The 19,207-nt window shown below is 36.0% G+C and carries 14 protein-coding genes, 1 tRNA gene and 2 pseudogenes; 8 read left to right on the top strand and 9 right to left on the bottom strand.

Translation table 11 applies throughout. The annotated features are described in order from the left end of the window. Positions 1–708: 708 nt before the first annotated feature. The 3 genes and pseudogenes from ACFIMA_RS08100 (at position 709) to ACFIMA_RS08110 (ending at position 2,980) form a co-directional block, all read left to right on the top strand. Positions 709–1,447 (top strand): annotated as a pseudogene (locus tag ACFIMA_RS08100) (hypothetical protein). Positions 1,448–1,529: 82 nt separating this feature from the next. Further along, positions 1,530–2,108, top strand: coding sequence for a hypothetical protein (locus tag ACFIMA_RS08105; RefSeq protein ID WP_375693745.1), 579 nt, complete (start codon positions 1,530–1,532; stop codon positions 2,106–2,108). A gap of 92 nt (positions 2,109–2,200) precedes the next feature. Beyond that, positions 2,201–2,980, top strand: a complete 780-nt coding sequence (locus ACFIMA_RS08110) for a hypothetical protein (RefSeq protein ID WP_375693746.1) — start codon at positions 2,201–2,203, stop codon at positions 2,978–2,980. Between the two features lie 260 nt (positions 2,981–3,240). On the opposite strand, the gene ACFIMA_RS08115 is transcribed toward ACFIMA_RS08110, so the two are convergent. After that, positions 3,241–3,372: a hypothetical protein gene (locus tag ACFIMA_RS08115; protein ID WP_375631686.1), complete on the bottom strand. Its 132-nt coding sequence runs from the start codon at positions 3,370–3,372 to the stop codon at positions 3,241–3,243. A 182-nt stretch (positions 3,373–3,554) separates the two neighbouring features. Here ACFIMA_RS08115 and ACFIMA_RS08120 point away from each other — a divergent pair, with 182 nt between their 5' ends. Both ACFIMA_RS08120 and ACFIMA_RS08125 read left to right on the top strand, forming a co-directional pair. After that, positions 3,555–3,905 carry a type II toxin-antitoxin system RelE/ParE family toxin gene (locus ACFIMA_RS08120; protein WP_041581387.1) on the top strand — a complete coding sequence of 117 codons (351 nt, stop codon included), beginning with the start codon at positions 3,555–3,557 and terminating at the stop codon, positions 3,903–3,905. A 1-nt stretch (position 3,906) separates the two neighbouring features. After that, positions 3,907–4,230, top strand: coding sequence for a helix-turn-helix domain-containing protein (locus tag ACFIMA_RS08125; protein ID WP_015856199.1), 324 nt, complete (start codon positions 3,907–3,909; stop codon positions 4,228–4,230). A gap of 92 nt (positions 4,231–4,322) precedes the next feature. On the opposite strand, the gene ACFIMA_RS08130 is transcribed toward ACFIMA_RS08125, so the two are convergent. The 3 genes and pseudogenes from ACFIMA_RS08130 to ACFIMA_RS08140 form a co-directional block, all read right to left on the bottom strand. Beyond that, on the bottom strand, positions 4,323–4,472 hold the full coding sequence (locus ACFIMA_RS08130; protein ID WP_375693343.1) for a hypothetical protein: 150 nt from the start codon (positions 4,470–4,472) through the stop codon (positions 4,323–4,325). A gap of 94 nt (positions 4,473–4,566) precedes the next feature. Then, on the bottom strand, positions 4,567–5,778 hold the full coding sequence (locus ACFIMA_RS08135) for a YbfB/YjiJ family MFS transporter (RefSeq protein ID WP_375653988.1): 1,212 nt from the start codon (positions 5,776–5,778) through the stop codon (positions 4,567–4,569). Between the two features lie 227 nt (positions 5,779–6,005). Continuing rightward, positions 6,006–6,253 (bottom strand): annotated as a pseudogene (locus ACFIMA_RS08140) (baseplate assembly protein); the annotation flags it as partial. An 814-nt stretch (positions 6,254–7,067) separates the two neighbouring features. Here ACFIMA_RS08140 and ACFIMA_RS08145 point away from each other — a divergent pair. Together ACFIMA_RS08145 and ACFIMA_RS08150 are read left to right on the top strand one after the other, a co-directional pair. Continuing rightward, on the top strand, positions 7,068–7,532 hold the full coding sequence (locus ACFIMA_RS08145) for a hypothetical protein (protein ID WP_375672146.1): 465 nt from the start codon (positions 7,068–7,070) through the stop codon (positions 7,530–7,532). Continuing rightward, positions 7,529–8,749, top strand: a complete 1,221-nt coding sequence (locus tag ACFIMA_RS08150; protein ID WP_375632603.1) for an MFS transporter — start codon at positions 7,529–7,531, stop codon at positions 8,747–8,749. Before ACFIMA_RS08145 ends, ACFIMA_RS08150 begins: the two co-directional genes overlap by 4 nt. A 601-nt stretch (positions 8,750–9,350) precedes the next feature. Here the strand turns inward: ACFIMA_RS08150 and ACFIMA_RS08155 are convergent. Beyond that, a tRNA-Ser gene (locus ACFIMA_RS08155) sits at positions 9,351–9,441 on the bottom strand. Between the two features lie 317 nt (positions 9,442–9,758). On the opposite strand from ACFIMA_RS08155, the gene ACFIMA_RS08160 reads away from it, so the two are divergent. Then, positions 9,759–10,955 carry a porin gene (locus ACFIMA_RS08160; protein ID WP_375632602.1) on the top strand — a complete coding sequence of 399 codons (1,197 nt, stop codon included), beginning with the start codon at positions 9,759–9,761 and terminating at the stop codon, positions 10,953–10,955. A gap of 1,250 nt (positions 10,956–12,205) precedes the next feature. On the opposite strand, the gene ACFIMA_RS08165 is transcribed toward ACFIMA_RS08160, so the two are convergent. The 4 genes from ACFIMA_RS08165 to ACFIMA_RS08180 all read right to left on the bottom strand — a co-directional run bounded on the left by ACFIMA_RS08165 (position 12,206) and on the right by ACFIMA_RS08180 (position 18,177). Then, positions 12,206–12,970, bottom strand: coding sequence for an N-acetylmuramoyl-L-alanine amidase (locus ACFIMA_RS08165; RefSeq protein ID WP_375613801.1), 765 nt, complete (start codon positions 12,968–12,970; stop codon positions 12,206–12,208). A gap of 847 nt (positions 12,971–13,817) precedes the next feature. Then, complete coding sequence (locus tag ACFIMA_RS08170) at positions 13,818–15,992, bottom strand: isocitrate/isopropylmalate family dehydrogenase (RefSeq protein WP_375693342.1); 2,175 nt, start codon at positions 15,990–15,992, stop codon at positions 13,818–13,820. After that, positions 15,989–16,720, bottom strand: a complete 732-nt coding sequence (locus tag ACFIMA_RS08175) for an alpha/beta fold hydrolase (RefSeq protein WP_375632600.1) — start codon at positions 16,718–16,720, stop codon at positions 15,989–15,991. Before ACFIMA_RS08175 ends, ACFIMA_RS08170 begins: the two co-directional genes overlap by 4 nt. Before the next feature lie 260 nt (positions 16,721–16,980). Then, the gene (locus tag ACFIMA_RS08180; protein ID WP_375693341.1) at positions 16,981–18,177 is read right to left on the bottom strand and encodes a multidrug effflux MFS transporter; all 1,197 of its coding nucleotides are present in this window, start codon (positions 18,175–18,177) and stop codon (positions 16,981–16,983) included. Between the last annotated feature and the right edge of the window lie 1,030 nt (positions 18,178–19,207).

Consider the following 19,207-nt stretch of genomic DNA (forward strand, 5'->3'; position numbering starts at 1 on the left):
ATTATCCTATTTATCGTTTCTCTTATGAAAATGAAAAATGATGCGGTGGCTATAAAGCATATAACAGCTATAGAGAATGCATAAAAACAGCAAGGTTTTATAATCATAATGCAAATGAATGCATTGGTTATAAAGACCATCTCTATAAAAAGCTGTTAAGTTGCAAATATGTTATAAACAAAATTCACAAAAAATTTAAAATTCATTTAGTGACAAAATTGATAGGTTATAAAGTTTAAAATACGCATCATGAGAGCGTTTCTAAATATTATAAATGTATAGATTCAGAAAATAACGCAATCGTTTAAGAAAGCCAATAATATAGCTTTAAAAGCATATAAATATAAAAGAAGCAATTAATAGGCATAAGACATTATCAACACACAACGTATTTAAAAAATAAGAAAAAATATCAAAAAAGATAAAATATTGTTTGACAATAAATACGTATTTTGTTATGTAAATACTTAAGTGATTCAAAACACTAAACATACAGTGGATAAACAACCAAAATTGTTTACTTCCTCTACAAAATTCGATTATTACAACGCTTTATATTATAAGTGTATGTATTTATGTCGGGTGTGCTTATGCCATACAATACCCTTATGGGAAAAGCATAGCAACGGACTGTATGCCGTGTTTTGAACGCCCGGCGCCCTTTATAGGCTGTCAATTCAAAACTTTTAAAAACATACAGGTTTAAATATGACAAATATCTCAAAAAACACCCCCGTTAATAAGAAAAAAACATCTAAAAAATATGAGTTTACTGGCGAAATGGATTTTGTGACTGGTCTCATATTATACCGTATACGTGCTTTAAGAGATTTTGGGGATGTCAAAGCTGGCGATCTTGGGGGGGTATATTGAAAACGAAAGTAACTTATCTCACAAAGGCAATTGCTGGGTTTATGACAAAGCGCGCGTCTTTCAAAATGCAAGGGTTTCAGGGAATGCTAAAGTAAAAAGCTTTTTTGTAGACGTTTGTGGGAATGCAAAAATTTATGGGAATGCTATTTTTGAAGGCATGTTATTAAAGGACAATGCAAAGCTTTATGGAAATGCTCATGTTCGCAATGCCGTTGTAATTGAAGGCAATGCACAAATTTATGATAACGCCCGTGTCACTGATCATGCTCATATTTCCGATAATGCCGTGATTTGTGATGATGCTCATGTCGGTGGCAATGCAAAAATAAGCGGCGCTGCTCATATTTGTGATGGCTCGCGTGTTTTTGATGATGCCGTGGTTTGTGGGGCTCTTATCTCTGGCGATTCTTATGTTCATAGCGCCGCCTCTTTAACTGCTGATGATCATATTTGGGATGAGGCATATCCAGAATTTGGGAGTGAAGATGATTATTACCGTCATGAATATTATGCTGATTGTGAGTGGTATTATGACGATTATAATGACAGCGAATATGAAAATGATGCTGCGTAAATAACGCGCAGGCGCGGCGGGGGCGTCCCTCTTTAAAACATCTCATTCTAAAATTTAAATCTCTTTATACAGGAATTGTGCCATGCAAAAGAAGTTTGCACTCACAAATGAGACACGTGTAATTAGTAATCAAATTCTTTATCGTATCCAAGCATTAAAAGACTTTTCTGATGTTAAAGCTGGTGCCTTGGGGGGCTTTATCGAAAAGGAAGATAACCTCTCTCATGATGGCAATTGCTGGGTGTATGATGAGGCTCTTGTGTTTAAAAATGGTCACGTTTATGAAAATGCAAGGGTTTTTGGCAATGCTATCATTTGTGGTCATATCTATGGTCATGCGCGGGTTTATGACAATGCTATCATTGCTGGCTATGTTTATGATAATGCCCATGTTTATGGCAATGCTGTTATTTCTGATAATTCCCATGTTTATGGTAATGCACATGTGTATGGCAAGGCTATTATTTATGATAATGCCTATGTTTATAACAATGCTAGGGTTTATGAAAACGCTCGTATAGCAAATAATGTACATGTTTTTGAAAATGCCAATATTCATAGAATTGCTGTTATTCGTGAAAATGTCGGCGGGTCTACTAAAATAAAAACCTATACTGAACGTCTCTCTCCTTATGGTGAATTAGAGATTGTCTGGGTCTAATTAATAAAGCAGCGGCGGGGGTGCCCCTCTTTTAAATTTCCCATTCCAAATTTTATCAAATGTTTATCACATTAAACTGTGAGGGTATCCCTATGTGCAAAAAATATGAATTAACCAGTGAAATCAAAAAAATCAAACATGCTCTTACTCGAAATATTATAAACCTTTATCGCATTAAAGCTTTAAAAGATTTTGATGATGTTAAGACGGGGGATTTAGGGGGCTTTATTGAAAAGGAAGCTAATCTATCCCATGATGGCAATTGCTGGGTCTATGATGAGGCTTGTGTCTATGGTCATGCAAGAGTGTATGAAAATGCAAAAATACGCCATTTTTCGCAAGTCTGTGGTCAAGTTTATGGCAATGCTGAGGTCTATGGAAAAGCTTTTATCTCTCAATATGCTAAAGTTTATGACCATGCTTTTGTCTATGGCAATGCTCATGTTTATGGCAATATTTATGGGTATGCTCATGTGAATGGTAGTGCCCGCATTCTTGCTGATGCTCATATTTATGATCATGCGCATGTTTCTTATGATGCTACGGTTTTTAGTTATGCACGCGTTTATGGTCATGCCAAGGTTTCTGGCTTGGCTTGTATTTATAGCCATGCAAAAATTTATAATTATGCTGTTATTAATGGTCGTGCAAAGATTTATGGCAAGGTTTATGGGAATGCTTGTGTGAGTGGCTCTTGTGAGATTTATGGCTCTGTTTATGGCAATGCTAAAATCTCATATTGTGCAACGATCTGGGGGCGTGCTTATGGCAATGCAAAAATCAATAAAAAAAGCAAAGTAAGGTTGGTTCCAAAAAATTGTGAGGTTTATGAAAGGGATAATGTTGTCAATATAACTGATAAAACAGAATAAAAAGAGACATGGGGGTGCCTTCTTGATGGTGTATAAACGCATATAAAATGCATTGCTATAAACATCTCATAAAAGATAGCATTCATAAAAAAAGCCGTGTCAAGTGATATGACGCGGCTTTCAAATAACGTTTTTTATTGATTAAAATGAATCATCCACAATGGAGTAATGAATGCATATATACAAAACGTATCATATTGCAAGCGCTCTATGAGAGATATGAAAACTTATCAAAAGGAATGTAAATGTGCGTATGATCTTTAATCACTCATTTGAATGAGAGAGCCTATAAAACGCTTGTTATGGCTATCAAACGTATCAAACAAATCAAAATGCTCGGTAGCTTTAACAATCCAATCAAAAGCAAATGCATATTCAATAAATATCTGCAAAAAACGTTCTTTTTACATTTGGAAGCATTGGTTTTCAAAAGCAGCTTTTCATAAAACAAATAAACAATTATGGTTTTTTGTTACCATTTTTATCAAGTCAATTTTATTAATAATAGTTATTAAAAAATCACAAAATTAGAATAACCACTTGAAAATATACCCATATGGGTATATTAATAATCATGAGTAAAATAAAACGTATCATATGGCTTGGTTCTTCACTCAAAGATATAAAAAGTCTTCCTGATCTTATTCAACAAAGGATTGGTTATGCTCTTTATCTTGCTCAGATAGGAGATAGAGGAGAAAATGTTAAGGTTCTCAAGGGGTTTGGATCTGCCAATGTTCTAGAAATTATTGAACGCGATATTCAAGGAACTTATCGCGCTGTTTATACGATACAATATAAAAAATCTCTTTATGTGTTGCATTGTTTTCAGAAAAAATCGACCCGTGGCATTGCAACACCAAAACCAGACATTAATCTGATTAAAGAACGTCTCAAGTTAGCAGAACAATTAGAAGGGAATTAAAATGATCAATGTTTTTCACGGTAGTTCCAATGTTTATGCGGATCTTGGCTTTTCAGATTCCAGAGAGATGCTTATCAAAGCGCAACTTGCTCATAAGATTAGTCAAATTCTGAAAGAAAAGAACTTAACACAAAAACAGGCTAGTCAACTTTTGAAAATGACTCAACCAAAACTGTCTAAACTCTTAAGTGGAGAATTTCGAGGAATTAGTGAAATGAAAATGCTTGAGTGTTTGGCAAAATTGGGAAACGATATAAAGATTATTGTTAATCCGAAAGAAGTTAAAACGCTTGAAGGACATTTTGAAGTTGTTTTTTCTTCTTAAACTTCTTTATGATTAGCTTTTTTGGGTCTATTCATGCATGGCAATCTTATATAAAAAATAGTCAAATGAATCACGTATAAAAGTGTGGATTCTTAAGTGGATTCATATAAAATAATTACAAACAAACTATTGACTTTATTGTATTTTTGTTTATAATGTCCTTCAACAAGTGTGAGCAAGCGTTCGAGAATACTGATCCCACGAGGACCAACGCCCAAAATAGCGACTGTAGAGTGAAGCATTCTGTAATCTCTCCTATTAGAATAATTTGACTTTCACAAAATGTTTCAAAAAGAATGGAATAAATTCTCTGACTTTTTAGTGAAGATTGCGGGTTTATGAAACGTCAACGACCTTTTTACAAAGACAATATTGACAGATTCCAGCAGCGGCAAAAAGCGCTACAGCACCACAGATAACGGAAAGCGCAATGGCATATGAACCAGACTGTAAAAAACTCGTCAAGAGAGGTCCTAATATTTGGCCAAAACCGTAAGTTAAGGTAGCCAAGCCTAGCAGATTTATACCATACGGCGCATATAAACGCTTAGCTAACGGCATAACTAAAGAAGTCGTCCCCATAAAAGTAAATCCAAACCCTATACAACTGAGAACGATCAGTACAAGAGACTGGCTGAATAATGTCAGTAATACGCATCCTCCTTGGATAAGCAAATTGAGCATCAGACAACGTAATACCCCCCACCGATGGGCTCCCCATAACCAAATGAAACAACTAGGAACAATGGCTATTCCGACAAACGACCATAAGTGGTTAGCAAGTAGTGGGAAATTAAATGTTTTCGCCATCAGAGGAAGATATGTCGCGACAATAATATAACCAAACCCAGCAAGCCCATAAATCAGAGCGAGTTCCCACCAAACGATATTTTCGTGTGCCAATGACTCATTAATAGCAAATTGAGACGCATCAACACGACGTGGAAATAAAATAAACAACAAGAGCAACAATACAACAGATATAAAACCAGCTCCAAACCAAATATTTTTCGCGTTCAGCGATTTACTCAAACCAATAATAACATACTCATTACCCAGCAGAATACCAACTCCCACACCTGCATAGAGCGAAGCAATAACCCACACCTTGTGACTATGCTGCATAACCGTCATAGAACCAAAAATCATCATTGCTGCACTCGCGATACCGGCAGCAAAGCGGATAAAGAAGACCAAGTAAAAGTTTGTTGTTAACGCCATGGCAAAAATAAGTGCACTCGTCACTATAGCTGCACCAAATAGCATGTAGGGAGCACGGGATATATTCCCAACTCTGCAAAACGAAAAAACCATACTCCCAACTAAATAACCGCCATAATTAGCGCTAGCTATATAAGAAAGTTGCTTAAAGGTAAACAATCCTTCATCCAACATAACAGGAAATACCGGCGTATAGAAAAATCGCCCAATCCCCATCCCCAAAATCATAATAATCATACCGAATACAGCGATTTTGAAATAACTCAAATCTTGACGATTATTTTTTCCCCCCATTACTCTTAATCCCTTAACTGATAGCTCCCTCATCTGCGTTCTATCTCATCAACAGTAGTACTTATCTCAGAGAGTAAAGCCAATCTAGCCATTTGTTTGAACAACCAGAGCAACATATTGAGCGATTATTGTCAACATTACTGGATCAGTTATATGCATTTCATCGTTTTACACTCTGCTCCATGTATGATCTTCTCCCTACAAAGCTTCTTTTTCAGAAAAATAATGGCTGAAATTAAGCAGCAATAACAACGAGGAAATCAATCAGCACGCCCCCGTTCAAACAAGACAATATCCCCTAAAGCTCTGCTTCATCAGGTATGACTAAAATACCCTCACAAAGTTGCGTTATGTTCACATGGTGAACACCCTCAACCATCAAGCGGCTTAGTATCCAACTTAAAGAGAGATCAAGGACAAGCTTTTGCGCACGCGCCCATTCTGCTCTTAAATTCTGCTCTGCTCTTTCCAAAACAAAGGAACCTTCATCCGGTAACAACCAAAAATCAATAGTATTGAAGGGTATAAAGGCTACTTTTAATATAGCTTTGTTTTTTATCAGCAGCAGTAAAAAGTTTGTTTTTTTTATAAAAATTGAAATTTATTCATTTTTTATCGTATATTTTATGTTATCTTCTTTAAATTAATTAAAAGATCATAGAATATTAAACTGATAGGATGCATTTTTCTCAAGCGGTATTTTTAGAAAAATGTTGATTTAATCAGTGAAGACAAGCAATGAGCAAAGTTATAATTTGAAAAGACAGTATATAATGTTTTATGATCAATGATCTAAAAATGATCTAAATTAGAGACATGAATTGGGGGAGTTTGATCTTTCTTACAGCACAGTAGCTCACTTACAGCACAGTAGCTCAAAAAAACAGTAGATGAAGTTTAAAATTCACCATTACCCATCATAAGATGAAAGCTTTTATCCCACGTTTGATTTTTTTAACTATTTTCTTGTTCTATCTGTAATATCTAAAGAATATCTTCAAGCACTCATAAGCACTCTTTTAGGGTATCATTTCCATGATCAACGTAACGGTTATCGAGCTTCCATTCAAGATACTGTTTTGCAAAAGGAAATCGTCATTTCAGGATACGGAGGGATTTATGTATTTAGTCACAATGTATCATGCACCCTTCCTCTTATATCAGAAATTTAATTCTTAATCGTAATGACGTGATTAAAAAGCACCTTGCGAGACAATCTTTTTAATAAATTTTTAATAAATAAAGTAAAGATGAATTCTGAAAAAAATTTTTAGACGTAAAGTGATACGGAGAAACAGTCAGAAAGAATGGGGGGATTACAAATGTTGATGACTATAAAAAAAGATATCAAAAAATTACCAAAAACCGATTTATGGATCATTTGTGCTATTTCAGCTGATCAGCAAAGAGAATGGATCAGTAAATGGTGTATAAAAAATAAACACACTTCTATAAGTCCTAATTATGTCAATGATCTTGCCGTCCTAGGGTCATTTTACAGATCTAGACAAAATGATTACTACGGAAGCAACTCCCCTCAAAAAATAACAATCTCATTTATGAGGCTTATGTTGCTTCTCATAATCACTTTACAATTGCATCATTTGCTCTCATTAATACGCTTTGAAGTCCCATATGGACTAAGGGACCTTTTAAATTTTGGGATGGTTATGGAAGCCTTCTTTCCACTAATCCCTGAATGGGGATATGAAACCGCTACCTTTTCACAGAAAAATATTCTTTTCAATGAGAATTCTTATTGTACAATCTATGGAACAACACAATGAACAGAGCACGCACCCTTGCTCTCACCTATGGCTCCTATAATGCTGTCCGCATGCTGATCGGCGTTTACCATGCGATTTTTTTAATGTCCATGGGAGTGAGTCTGGCGCAATTAGCTCTGCTTCAGGTTGTCTTTTCCACCACCATTCTGCTGCTTGATTTTCCCTGCGCTGTTTTATCTGACAGATATCGGCGTAAATATTCCGTTATGGCTGGGGTCTTTATGACAGGAGTATTTTATCTTCTATGCCTTCAAGCTCCCAATATGACAGCACTTATTATTGCGCAAATTCTCTATGCAGCAGGCATTTGCATCATTGTCAGCGCCATTGACGGATGGATTTACCATTCTCTAGGCGATAAACAGGATCACTTTTCGCATTATGCTCATCTCTACCACCAGGTTAACTCTTTTGGAAGTATTCTCAGTGGGATTGTAGGAATTGGAACGATCTATTACTCTGGACGATATTTTATGGGATATATCATCTCATGCCTCATGATGGGATTTATTTTTTTGATATTCCTTATTGTTCCTGAAGAAAAGAAAACGACAATTGAAACGTCCAAAACAAAAACAATCTTGCACAATGCCAAGGAAACGCTCTGGATATTTCAAAATACAGTAGGAGGAGCATGGTTTATTTTCCTCATGTGCCTTTTTAGCGCTGGTATTCAGATTATTTATCATTTCTGGCAACCAATAATACTTTTAGGGGGAAAAATTCATCACCTCAACGGTTCGCAAATGCTCGTCTTGATGTGCTGCCATATTGGAGCCTTTTCAGCACAATATTTTTCAAATTTACTGATGTCTAAGTATCATGTTCTTGATAAAAAATATAAGAATTCTATAAAATATTTTTCCTTCTTTTCTGCGCTGATGTGCATAGCGCTCTATTTTTCAGTTCATAGCCATCAAACTGCTGCATCAGTCATCGCCTTCTCTTTAATCCATGGATTTATTTGCACTGTACCGATCGGCGCAAAAAGCTTATTTTTCTCAGAACTTAACCAAAAACAAACGCAGCATATTTCCGGTGTTGTTGGTGCTGTCTCTTTTAGCGGAAGAATATTTTCAATTACAGTATTGAGTATTATTTCTTTTCTTCCTGCAAAAGTTTCTCCATCTTACTACCTAATATTACCGACCATTACTTTTTTCATGTGTGGTTTGGTTGTCATGAGATGGATGAAACACTCTCAAAAGTCTCTATGAAAGGAAAAGCATAACATTTCACCCACAATGTTTTCTTCTAAAAGAAATCTATAACTTTTTTGAGAGCATTGCCACATCCAACTTTCAATACACAATGCAAATATAAAGCAACACGTTGATTTATAATGATAATATACCAAACGCGAATATTGTAAGATTCTTTCTTTTCAAATCTGCTTTATGGTTGAAACAATCAAAATCATTTGCTTGCACATCATAAGCAAAGAAAGCCGTATAAATAAAAACGATTTAGAAAGGAAAAATGCCTTTTATGAACTCTCATAGTCAAAATCTATAACAACAGGAAGGCAGATATATAAGCAGATATATAATATGCCTCTTTGCATCTTCATAAGTATACAAATGATGTGGCTTTATAAGGCTTTATATGTCTCACAGAAACTTTTGTGTTTTATACCATTTACGAGGTGGCGTCGCAAAATGGGCTTATACACATTGCAAAGATATCTCTTTAAAACAAGTGCATAAATCGGCAACACAAGTATATTTGTGTTTAGAACATGCTTTTTATATGAGAGGTATAATCCCAACGGGATAAACAGAATCCCGATACACAGTCAACTGCTTTTATAACAATAGATGGCGGAGAGGAAGAGATTCGAACTCTCGAGAGCCTTTTGAGCCCTACTCCCTTAGCAGGGGAGCGCCTTCGACCACTCGGCCACCTCTCCAACAGAGAGGCATAAATGGTATCAACAGAAAGTTCAAGACATTTTCGATTTTTTTCCCAAATATCTGAAAATTTTTTTCCTTTATTGATCCCATAAGGAGCAAAAGTTAATAAAACAAAAATTGTGTCTTTTTTACCACAGCATCTCGAATAGTACATGTATATATTACAAAAAGGTAATTTCATATTTGAAACTCTAAAAAGATTAGTTATAGCTAAGATAACAAGTGCTGCGTATTTTACTTATGTCTTTGTCCTTAATGCGTTAGGCAAATGGTACTCTTTAGAAGAAATTTAACCGGACCTCGGAGATCCCATATGAATATTAAATCCCTCTTTTTAAGCTCTACAGCAGCTTTTTTAGCAATTTCTGGAGCACATGCTGCTTCAACAGTTATCGCCGAACCCGAACCTGTAGAATATATTCGCGTTTGTGATGCCTATGGAAAAGGATATTTTTATATCCCTGGAACAGAAACCTGCATGCGTTTATCAGGAAATGTTCGTACTGATTTTATAGGCGGTGATAATATCGATGCAACAACCGAAACTGAACTAAGAAACAAAAGAAAAACCTATGGCGCAGCATCACGGCTCACCCTTGTTTTTCAAGCAGCTTCTGAAACAGAAATGGGAACACTTCGTTCATATGCAAGAATTTATTCAAACTGGGGTGATGGTAGAGACAACGCTGCTGCAAAGCTTGCCGCGGCTTACATTGAACTGGGTGGTTTTCGCGTAGGTCTTGATGACACAATTTTCAACAGCTGGACTGGTGATTATGGAAATGTTCTCAATGATGACAGCATAGCGCCTGCCGGCACAACACGCACCAATTTTATTTCCTACACCTTTAGTGGTGACTCCGGCTTTTCTGCTATTATCGGCGCTGAATTAGGCAATAATGCAGATTCTCTTCCAGAAATAACAGGATACTACATTGATAAAGATGATAAGCTTGTTTCTATCACTGAGGGCACTCTTCCAAGTAAAGCAATTAAAAATTACACCCCGAATGTGGTTTTGGGTATAAAGTTCATGCAAAAATGGGGTGGTTTTTCAGCAGTTGCAGCATATGATGCTTACTACAAAAAGTGGGCTGGAAAAGTACGTGCAGATTTCAATGTCAACGATCGTTTCAATCTATGGGTAATGGCTGGCTATAAAAATGGACTTGATTACTACACAGTAAATGCAAATGATGAGTTATCACGAAAAAGCACAACAATTTATGCAAACTGGGGTGGTAAATGGGCTGCTTGGGCGGGTGCCACTTACAAGCTTACTCCAAAAGCAAATTTGAATGCTCAAGTTTCTTATAGTGCTGTAAAAACCTTTGCAACTTCTGTAAATATTACATACACGCTGGTTCCAGGATTTGTGATTACACCTGAATTAACCTATGTTTCTTGGAACGATGATCGCGTTGTGACGGATAAAAATAATGATGAAAAACATTTATTCAATAAGAAAAGTGCTTTTCAAGGTATGATCCGTTTACAGCGTTCATTCTAATCCTATTTAAGCTACAGCTTTTAAAAACTGGCAACATGGTTTGCCAGTTTTTATTTTTGAAATCAAATATCATGAATATCTTTTCCTGATACGTATTGTCTTGTCTCTCGAAAAAAAACCGCCTTAGTTTCATAAAACTACTCTTAGAAGATTAACCTGATATGCTTGATAAGAGCACCTCACACGGGCGTTTACACATCACTTCAAACACAATCTCTTCCTTGCCCTTTAAAGCATGAATAACCCCTTTGCTTTATGACCAAATTGGTCTTTCTTGATAATTTACTTCTAACCTTTGTTAATTTAGGTCATGATCTTCTCAAATAAATTCTACACTGAACAGATAAAATATTGAAAAAACAAGACATCATTGTGTTTTTGATATGCCTGAATGTGTCTTCTATCAACACTCTAAAACACAACGTTTTATAACACTGCTTCATTAAAAAACTTAATCATTAAGAAACATGCTGTCAAAACGATGCAAACATCCCCTAAAGCAATAAAAGAGAAAAGAGATATATCTTCAAAAAAATGAATTGACCTCTTCCCCTTCTAAAGAATAGCCCCCCTATCAGTAGCAATCTGTAAATGCCCCTATTTTTCTTGAATCTGCATCACTTTGATTTATAATCATAATTTATAATTTTGCATGTTTCAATCAACCAAAACCTTTCACTTGTACACGACAAGCGGAGAGAGCCGTGTGAATAAAAACGAGTAAAGAAAACCCTTTTATGTATCGTTTTCAGTTCCAAGGGTTGTCGTAACATTGAGATCTAACAAAATGTACGATAGTGCTAGGCACTTTTATTAAGCATAAAAATGAGGATACACTTCATAGAGGATTTTAGATTATATTCTCTATGAACGTCGCTATAAAATATGTGTTGTGATACACACTAAAAGACATTTCTTTAAAACAAGCATGGAAATATACAATACAAATCCATTTTATTTGAAGCGTTTTACCCTGCGTAAGGAACATGTCATCATATACACAACATCTTGGCTTTATGCGTTTTTAAAGGAAGAAAAATATAAGACAAAGAAACAATAAAATTTAATCTCTGCAAATCATAGAGCTTTCAGAGTTATGTTTCCATAAAACGCCTTATACCCTACAGGGGATTTTTTACACGATTAATGCCCTTTTTACATAAAGCCAATTGGCAAAAAGCAGCCTTTCCTGATAATAAAAAGGCTTACACGTAATCATAAGCCATATTTTCAATTAAAACGCATTGAATTCACGGAAAATACTTATCAACCAATGCATAAAGAATTGCTGCTGTTTCAACATCTAGAATCCCATCATAATTTTCTTGACGAAAATGAAGTTGAAATGCTCGGATCAAATCTTTGTATCCTGTTTGGGTACACGCAGCAGAAATGTCATATCCATAACATTTTAGCTTCGCCAAAACATCTTCTTTGGGTGGCAAATTCTTAGAGAATTGCTCTTGATAATGACTTTTTAGTTCATCATCATACCATGCTCCTATACCTGCGCTATAAAGTTCTCTCCATGGAAAAGCTGCTCCTGGATCACTTTTTCTTCCAATGGCAATATCACTATGTCCCACCACATCTGTTGGCATAATATCGGGATACCGTTGAAGAATATTCAAGGCAAGTTCCTTAACAGCATCAATTTGTATTGGATTATAAGGAGGAAACATACCCGTCCCATCATGATAAGTCGCTAAATTAACGATTTCAATCCCGATAGATGCATCATTGAGATGACTATGCCCAGCCCATGAACTCACACCCGCATGCCATGCACGCTCATTTTCATCAACCAGATTAAAAATACGCATATCCTTAAAGCCTGCCTCACGATATGTCTGCTCTGAAGGATCAGGAACAAGATAGTGTGCACTAACCTTTTCTCCTGTAAGCGCCATAATCGAGGCTTTAAAATCAATAGCCGTATAATGCATAACGAGAAAATGAACGCGACGACTAAAACTCTTGACAGAACGATAACTGTTGTAATCAATCTGATACATAAAAGCCCTTTCTTTTTTGCTTAAAAAACCACTGCGCATCACAACAGATAGAATACGAACTGTTAAAAATGCAATAAACTTCCCATCTAGATACTAAGAATTACGACTAAAATTTGTTCATCAAAAATATTGACACTCTTATCAACAATTAAGACCACATTTTTATTTTTCTCCCACACACGCATAAAATGTTTTTAACCACATTAAATATTTTCCCCAAAAAAAATTCCTACAAATTACCAATCAAAAAGAAAACAAAAGCGTAAAATAATCACTCCTTAAATCTTCACATCTTACAGAAAAAATAGTTCTTCCTGTTATCAAATTGAAAAATATCGCCCCTCGGAAGTGAACACCCAACGATCATGCAATCACACAAAAACTTAAAGGAAAAATTTTATGAGCTCTTTACAGCAATTTATTATCAGATAACAGAACGGCACATGTTCACAATAAAACTCTTCACGGACATATTGTTCAATAAAATTTGCAAAGCTTTCCTGTAAATGACACGACTTCTTGTCTTTTCACACCATCGCTTTTTGATTTTCAGAAGAATCTCAATTATCTACAACGCTTGCGGTACATGACGTCTCTGGATTCCTTGTCATCAGCTCCATGAAAGATAACATCTTGATTTATAATCATAATTAATCATTATAAATATTGAATATAGCGAGCCTAATATCGTAAATTTTTTCTTAATCTTGAATCAATCAAAGTCATTTAATGACACATCAAAAGAAAAATTACCCTATAGACAAAAACCACTGAAGAAAAGGATCAAAATACTTCCTATAATAGAACGTTCAATAATTTAGGCAATATTTTACATCCCCATAGAGGTTCATTTTTTCTTCTCCATTTTCAAATATCTTTTTAAGACAGCCCAGGCTGCATATTCTTGTAAGACGACACCTAAAAGTGGTCGCGTATAGGGAAAAGTAATATAATCCTCACCATAACCTTTCATCCGTATAGTTATGGTAGCATGTCCAAGGCTTTCTGCTTGATTTTCTAATGTCTCCAAAGAAGGCTCTAGGCTCACTTCAACCTCAAGCAGTGGAATATCTTGTTTACCTTTTTCTATGGGCTGAAAATATTTTAAAAGCAGCGGATCATTGGCAGACCAATGAACCTCTGCATGCATCGCTAATTGTTTACAAGCAGTAGTAACTTCTGCCCCAACTAAATAGGGGTGAAAATGATTTTCAAATGCTTCCACGAAATGTTGTTCCAAGAGCGCTTCTGATTGAGCAACCAGTTGCACCAAAACATAGGGGCTTTTCCATAAAAAATGCCGTTCAAAGGGTTCATTTTCAAGATGATCATCAACCCACTGCGCAATAGTACTTTCATCAATTCCAATCAAAGTCCATGCATACTCCGCACGCGATACAGAAGAATATTTCTTCTCATTGTGTTCTAAATAATTCTCTAAAAGCGCAAGAGCCTGTGATGGTGGACCAGGCAAAACAACAAGCGTACTTCCATCGCAAGAGAGATAAAACCCTGGTGCTGTGCCTGTAGGATTATCAAGCACAGTTGCTGTCTCAGGAAACAATGCTTGACGTGCATTACTCTTATCCACCAAAATCCCTAATCGTTGTAATTGACCTTTTATTGTTTGCCAAACATCTTCATGATGTACCAAAGGCTGCTTTACAGCTTGGGCAACTCCATCGCGTGTTTTATCATCTGATGTTGGTCCCAATCCCCCACTGATAATGATAAGATCTTCTTGTCCAAGACAAGAAACAACAGTCTCACTAATTTGCTGTAATTGATCAGCACAAACAAAATGACGTGTGACTTGAATATTTCTCTTGTTCAAGCTTTGGCTTAAATCTTGTAAATTCGTATTCAAATATTGTCCTGAAAGGAGTTCATCACCAACGGTAATGATCGCCGCACGACAAACAAAGACAGGATTCACAAGAGAATTGCGAACAGCTTCAGCCATTTGACGGGTAGAGGCTACACCTCCAAGATCATAGGTAACGGTTTTTCCAGCACGAATAACCTGATCAACACTCTCAGATAATTGTTTTGCTGCATCTTTAAAGCCTAAATGCTCTAAGAGTAAAGCCGTAGTATAAAGCATCGCAGAAGGATTGGCTTTATTTTGTCCAGCAATACGTGGTACGCTTCCATGAACAGGTTCAAAATAAGCAATCTCGCTCCCCACATTCGCATGAGATGCAAGCCCCAATCCCCCCATTATCCCAGAGCCAAGATCAGAGAGAATATTGCCAAACATATTTTCAGCAACAATCACACCAAACCGCTCTGGCTTGGTTGCAATCCACAAAGCAACCGCATCAACATTATGAATATCTGCTTCAATTTCCGGATAGTTTTGCGCAATTTTCTCAAAAATTTCCTGAGCAAACTGACCACTCTCTCGCAGAACATTAGGCTTATCAGCAAAAGTAACTCGCCTAAAGCGATATTTCCTTGCATACGAAAAAGCATATTCAAATAACCGTTCTAAACCAAAGCGTGTTTGCAAACGGACTGTCCACGCAGCTTCCTCAAGCCCATATTTTGTCAAATTTGGATGTTTTAGCCAAACGGCTGTTTCAGGAGAAATACCCCGAAAATCCAATCCAGCATAAAGGCCTTCACTATTTTCTCTGATAACACAAAAATGAAAAGGTTTTCTCGGACCAAAGATGTATCTTACAGGACGTATATTCGCAAACAAACCTAACTTTTGGCGAAGTTGAAGTGCGGGAGAAACATAGACAAGGTTTTTCTCTTTTAAATGCGGAGCAAGTTCTTTTAAAGCCGCTTCTTTTCCTTTACTGGTCACAGCACCAAGTAAAATAGCATCACTCTGAGTAATTTTTTGCCAAGTCGCTTGAGGGATAGGATCTCCTTCCCGTTTCCAACATTCAAAACCAATATCACCATAAGTCAATTCAATCGGCAATTGGAATTGCTCTAAAACCATCAGCGCAGCATCACAAACCTCTGGTCCTATCCCATCACCAGGTAATACAAGAACTTTCTTTTTCATAGTCCCTCCATCCACTCATCAATGACTGCATCCGTCATAGTAGGATTATCCTCCCACAAACGCGTACCAGCACCAGAGATAATCTTATATTCATGGTTCAGATTATGACTTTGTGTCTGATTATTTACCGTTGCAAGTTGCGACTTTTCTCCCACTAAAGCTAAAAACTTCCCCTTGTACTTAACTAACTCATCTCTAGCATCCATCATCAATAAGAGTTTAAAGCCTCTTGTCATGCGTTCAATTGCCACGCTTTTTTGTTCATCAGGAATCTCCAATAAGGCTCTTTTTTTCATAACGCCAGAAGGATGCATAAAACCATTGAGTATTTCCAAAGCCCCCGATAAATCATTATTTTCTAAGGAGGCAAGAATATCTCCAAGGCGCCGTTGCAAAATCTTATCTGGATAGCCAGGCGCATTCACAGCAAGCACAGCTTGAACATTGGGAAGCTGTACTGCCAATATTTGTACCAATGTTCCAGCCATAGAAAATCCCACAAGAACTGCGGGCTCTTTAAAATAGCTTTTAAGTTTTTCTGCCATAAAAGATAAAGTGTCTACAGCAGAATAATTGAGAACATGAGAACTCTTAGGAAAAAGAGAAAGCGTATCCAGCAGAGTGACAGGGAATCCTTTTGATAAGCATAGCTTTGTCAATGGAGAACAAAAAACACCACCATCCCAAATTGGCATTACAGGAGAAAGAATAATAATAGGAAGGCTCATTGATCAATTCCTCCCCTTATTTTTAAACATGCATTAGAGCCAGAAATTTTCCCACCCAATATAATGAAAATATGTTGAAACTCTAGGCTCATATTCCCCCCCCATAATAATCGATTTGTTAAACTCAAACTAAGCTTGTAACAAATTTTAAACCCACTCAATCCAGCAACTTAATAAAAAAATTCATCTAATGTACAGGTGCCCCATTTGTGTAAAACATCAAAAGCATTTCCGCATAATGCTTTCTTTTTATCATTTACTCAGCTTATTTCTGAAGTCATAAAATGACGCGCTTTTTGAATATAAATGATAAAACCAATCATACAACACACAGCTAATAAAGCTGCCATAGCCCGTGGGCTATGACCAGAGATTTTTCCGATAACCGCTGCACTGAGTGCCGCACTTCCTAATTGCAAAGATCCCATAACACCAGAAGCCGCTCCCGCAGCTTTCGGATGCGATGAAATAGCCAACGCTGTTCCTAACGGCAATAAAAAACCATTGCCAAAAGTAAGAACAGCAATAGCCATAAAACTTGTCACAAGGGGCCATGGGCTTAGATACATTTGCAAAGCAAACAGCACACCACCTATCACAAAAATAATGTACCCTCTGCCCACAGTCTTTTCCATAGACTCGCGTTCAAAAAACCATCGCGCCAAAAGATTTCCCAAAATATAGGGAAACGAGACACCAATATAGCTATAACTAATGTGTATCGGCGATAACCCCAAAGTCGTGAGTAAAAAAGGCGACTCCACAATATAAGCAAAATAGGCAGCGTAAGAAAAACACGGAATAAGTGCATAAAAAATAAATTGTTTATTTCTGAAAACGCCTAAATATGCCTTCTTTAATCCTACAGGAGAAAAATGCTGCCGTTTTTGAGGGGGTAGAGTTTCGCTTAGCACAAAACAACATAGCAAAATGGTCAAAAATATAAAAAAGCTTAAAAAGATAAAAGTTGCCTGCCAATGAAAAGCCTGTATCAAAAGTCCACCAATGAAAGGTGCAAGTGCTGGTGACATTCCAATAAAAGGGAAAACAATCAAATAAAGTTTTCCAGCCGCTTTTTTATCCAACAAATCATTGATAATTGCACGACTTAAGACAAGTCCCGCACAAGCACCAAGACCTTGCAAAAAACGTAACACAAGAAAAGCGTGAATATGAACCGTATAAATCACACCAAGTGTCGTAAATAACCACAAGAATAAGCCCAATAGAAGTGTTTTTTTACGCCCAAAATTATCACTCAGCGGCCCATAAATGAGCTGTCCAAGTGCCAATGCCAACAAAAAAACCGCCACTGCACTTTGAATTTGAGATTGTGTCACTTGATAATATTGACGCATATCGCCCAGTGCCGGTAAAAAAATATCGGTAGAAATCAATCCTCCCGTCGATAAACATACGATAAGTATAATGAATGGTAATGTATATTTATGAGTCATAAAGAAAATCACACTTTTTAGGTAGTTATTAAATAGTATTTAATTAAATATAATTATATTTTATGCTTATATATGCAAATAATAATTATTAAAAGTGTTATTATTTTACTTTATAAAAATATTATTTTTCTTATAGAAAGCATTTTATTTTACAAACTTCACGAGCTAAAAAGTTATTCCCTAACTAAGCTCTCCTGTACAAATACTTTGCCGTAATCTTCCGCTGCTTTTTTCATTGATATTATAAGCAAAAGCATAATCTCTCTCCACGGCAACAGTCCCACTTTCTATATAATATCCATCAAAGTTGATCGACAAAACGCAAAGCAGAAAAACAATCTCTAACGTCTCTACCCCAAAATCACTATGGTATAAACACGGCGCATAACAAAACAATAGCTTGAAGCCCCTATCAACACAAATAATTGTGTAAAAAATCTTGATCTATCCCCTATACCATAAAATATAATGCTTTCTCTGCAAAGCAACTCACAACCAAATATATCTTACTCATTTCATAAAACTCTTCATCTAAGATAAATATCAAAAAATTATCGTGTAACATATTAACAAATATGATGTCATAACAATTCAATAAGCTTTTTATTTAACTTAATCCATGATCTTTTATAACACTATGAATTGAACATTACTGATATTTATTTTTATCTTCAAATGCGCCTTCTAATCTCATTTTATAAATATTCTTCCCATAAAAACAGTAACACTTTTATAAAAATAAGCAGATATACCCCCTACTTTATAAGCTAGAAACCAATAAACGATAGTATCCAGTTTTTTTAAATTATTCTCTCTCATGAGAAATTCGATGATAATATGATAATAGTATACGGATAGCCCGCTTTTTTTCAGACATAAGTGAGGTCTTTTGGATTGTATAGCCACATTTTACTTCTCATAACAAACATTTGTTTAAAGTATTTTCCTATTCCTTTTGGCGCATATCTATTCACTTTTGGAACATAATTAGCAAAAAGGCATTGTATCTCCAGCATATTCAAGGAGATAA

Origin of the sequence: Bartonella sp. AP88HLJMH, from assembly GCF_042195605.1 — a bacterium.
Classification (GTDB): Bacteria; Pseudomonadota; Alphaproteobacteria; order Rhizobiales; family Rhizobiaceae; genus Bartonella.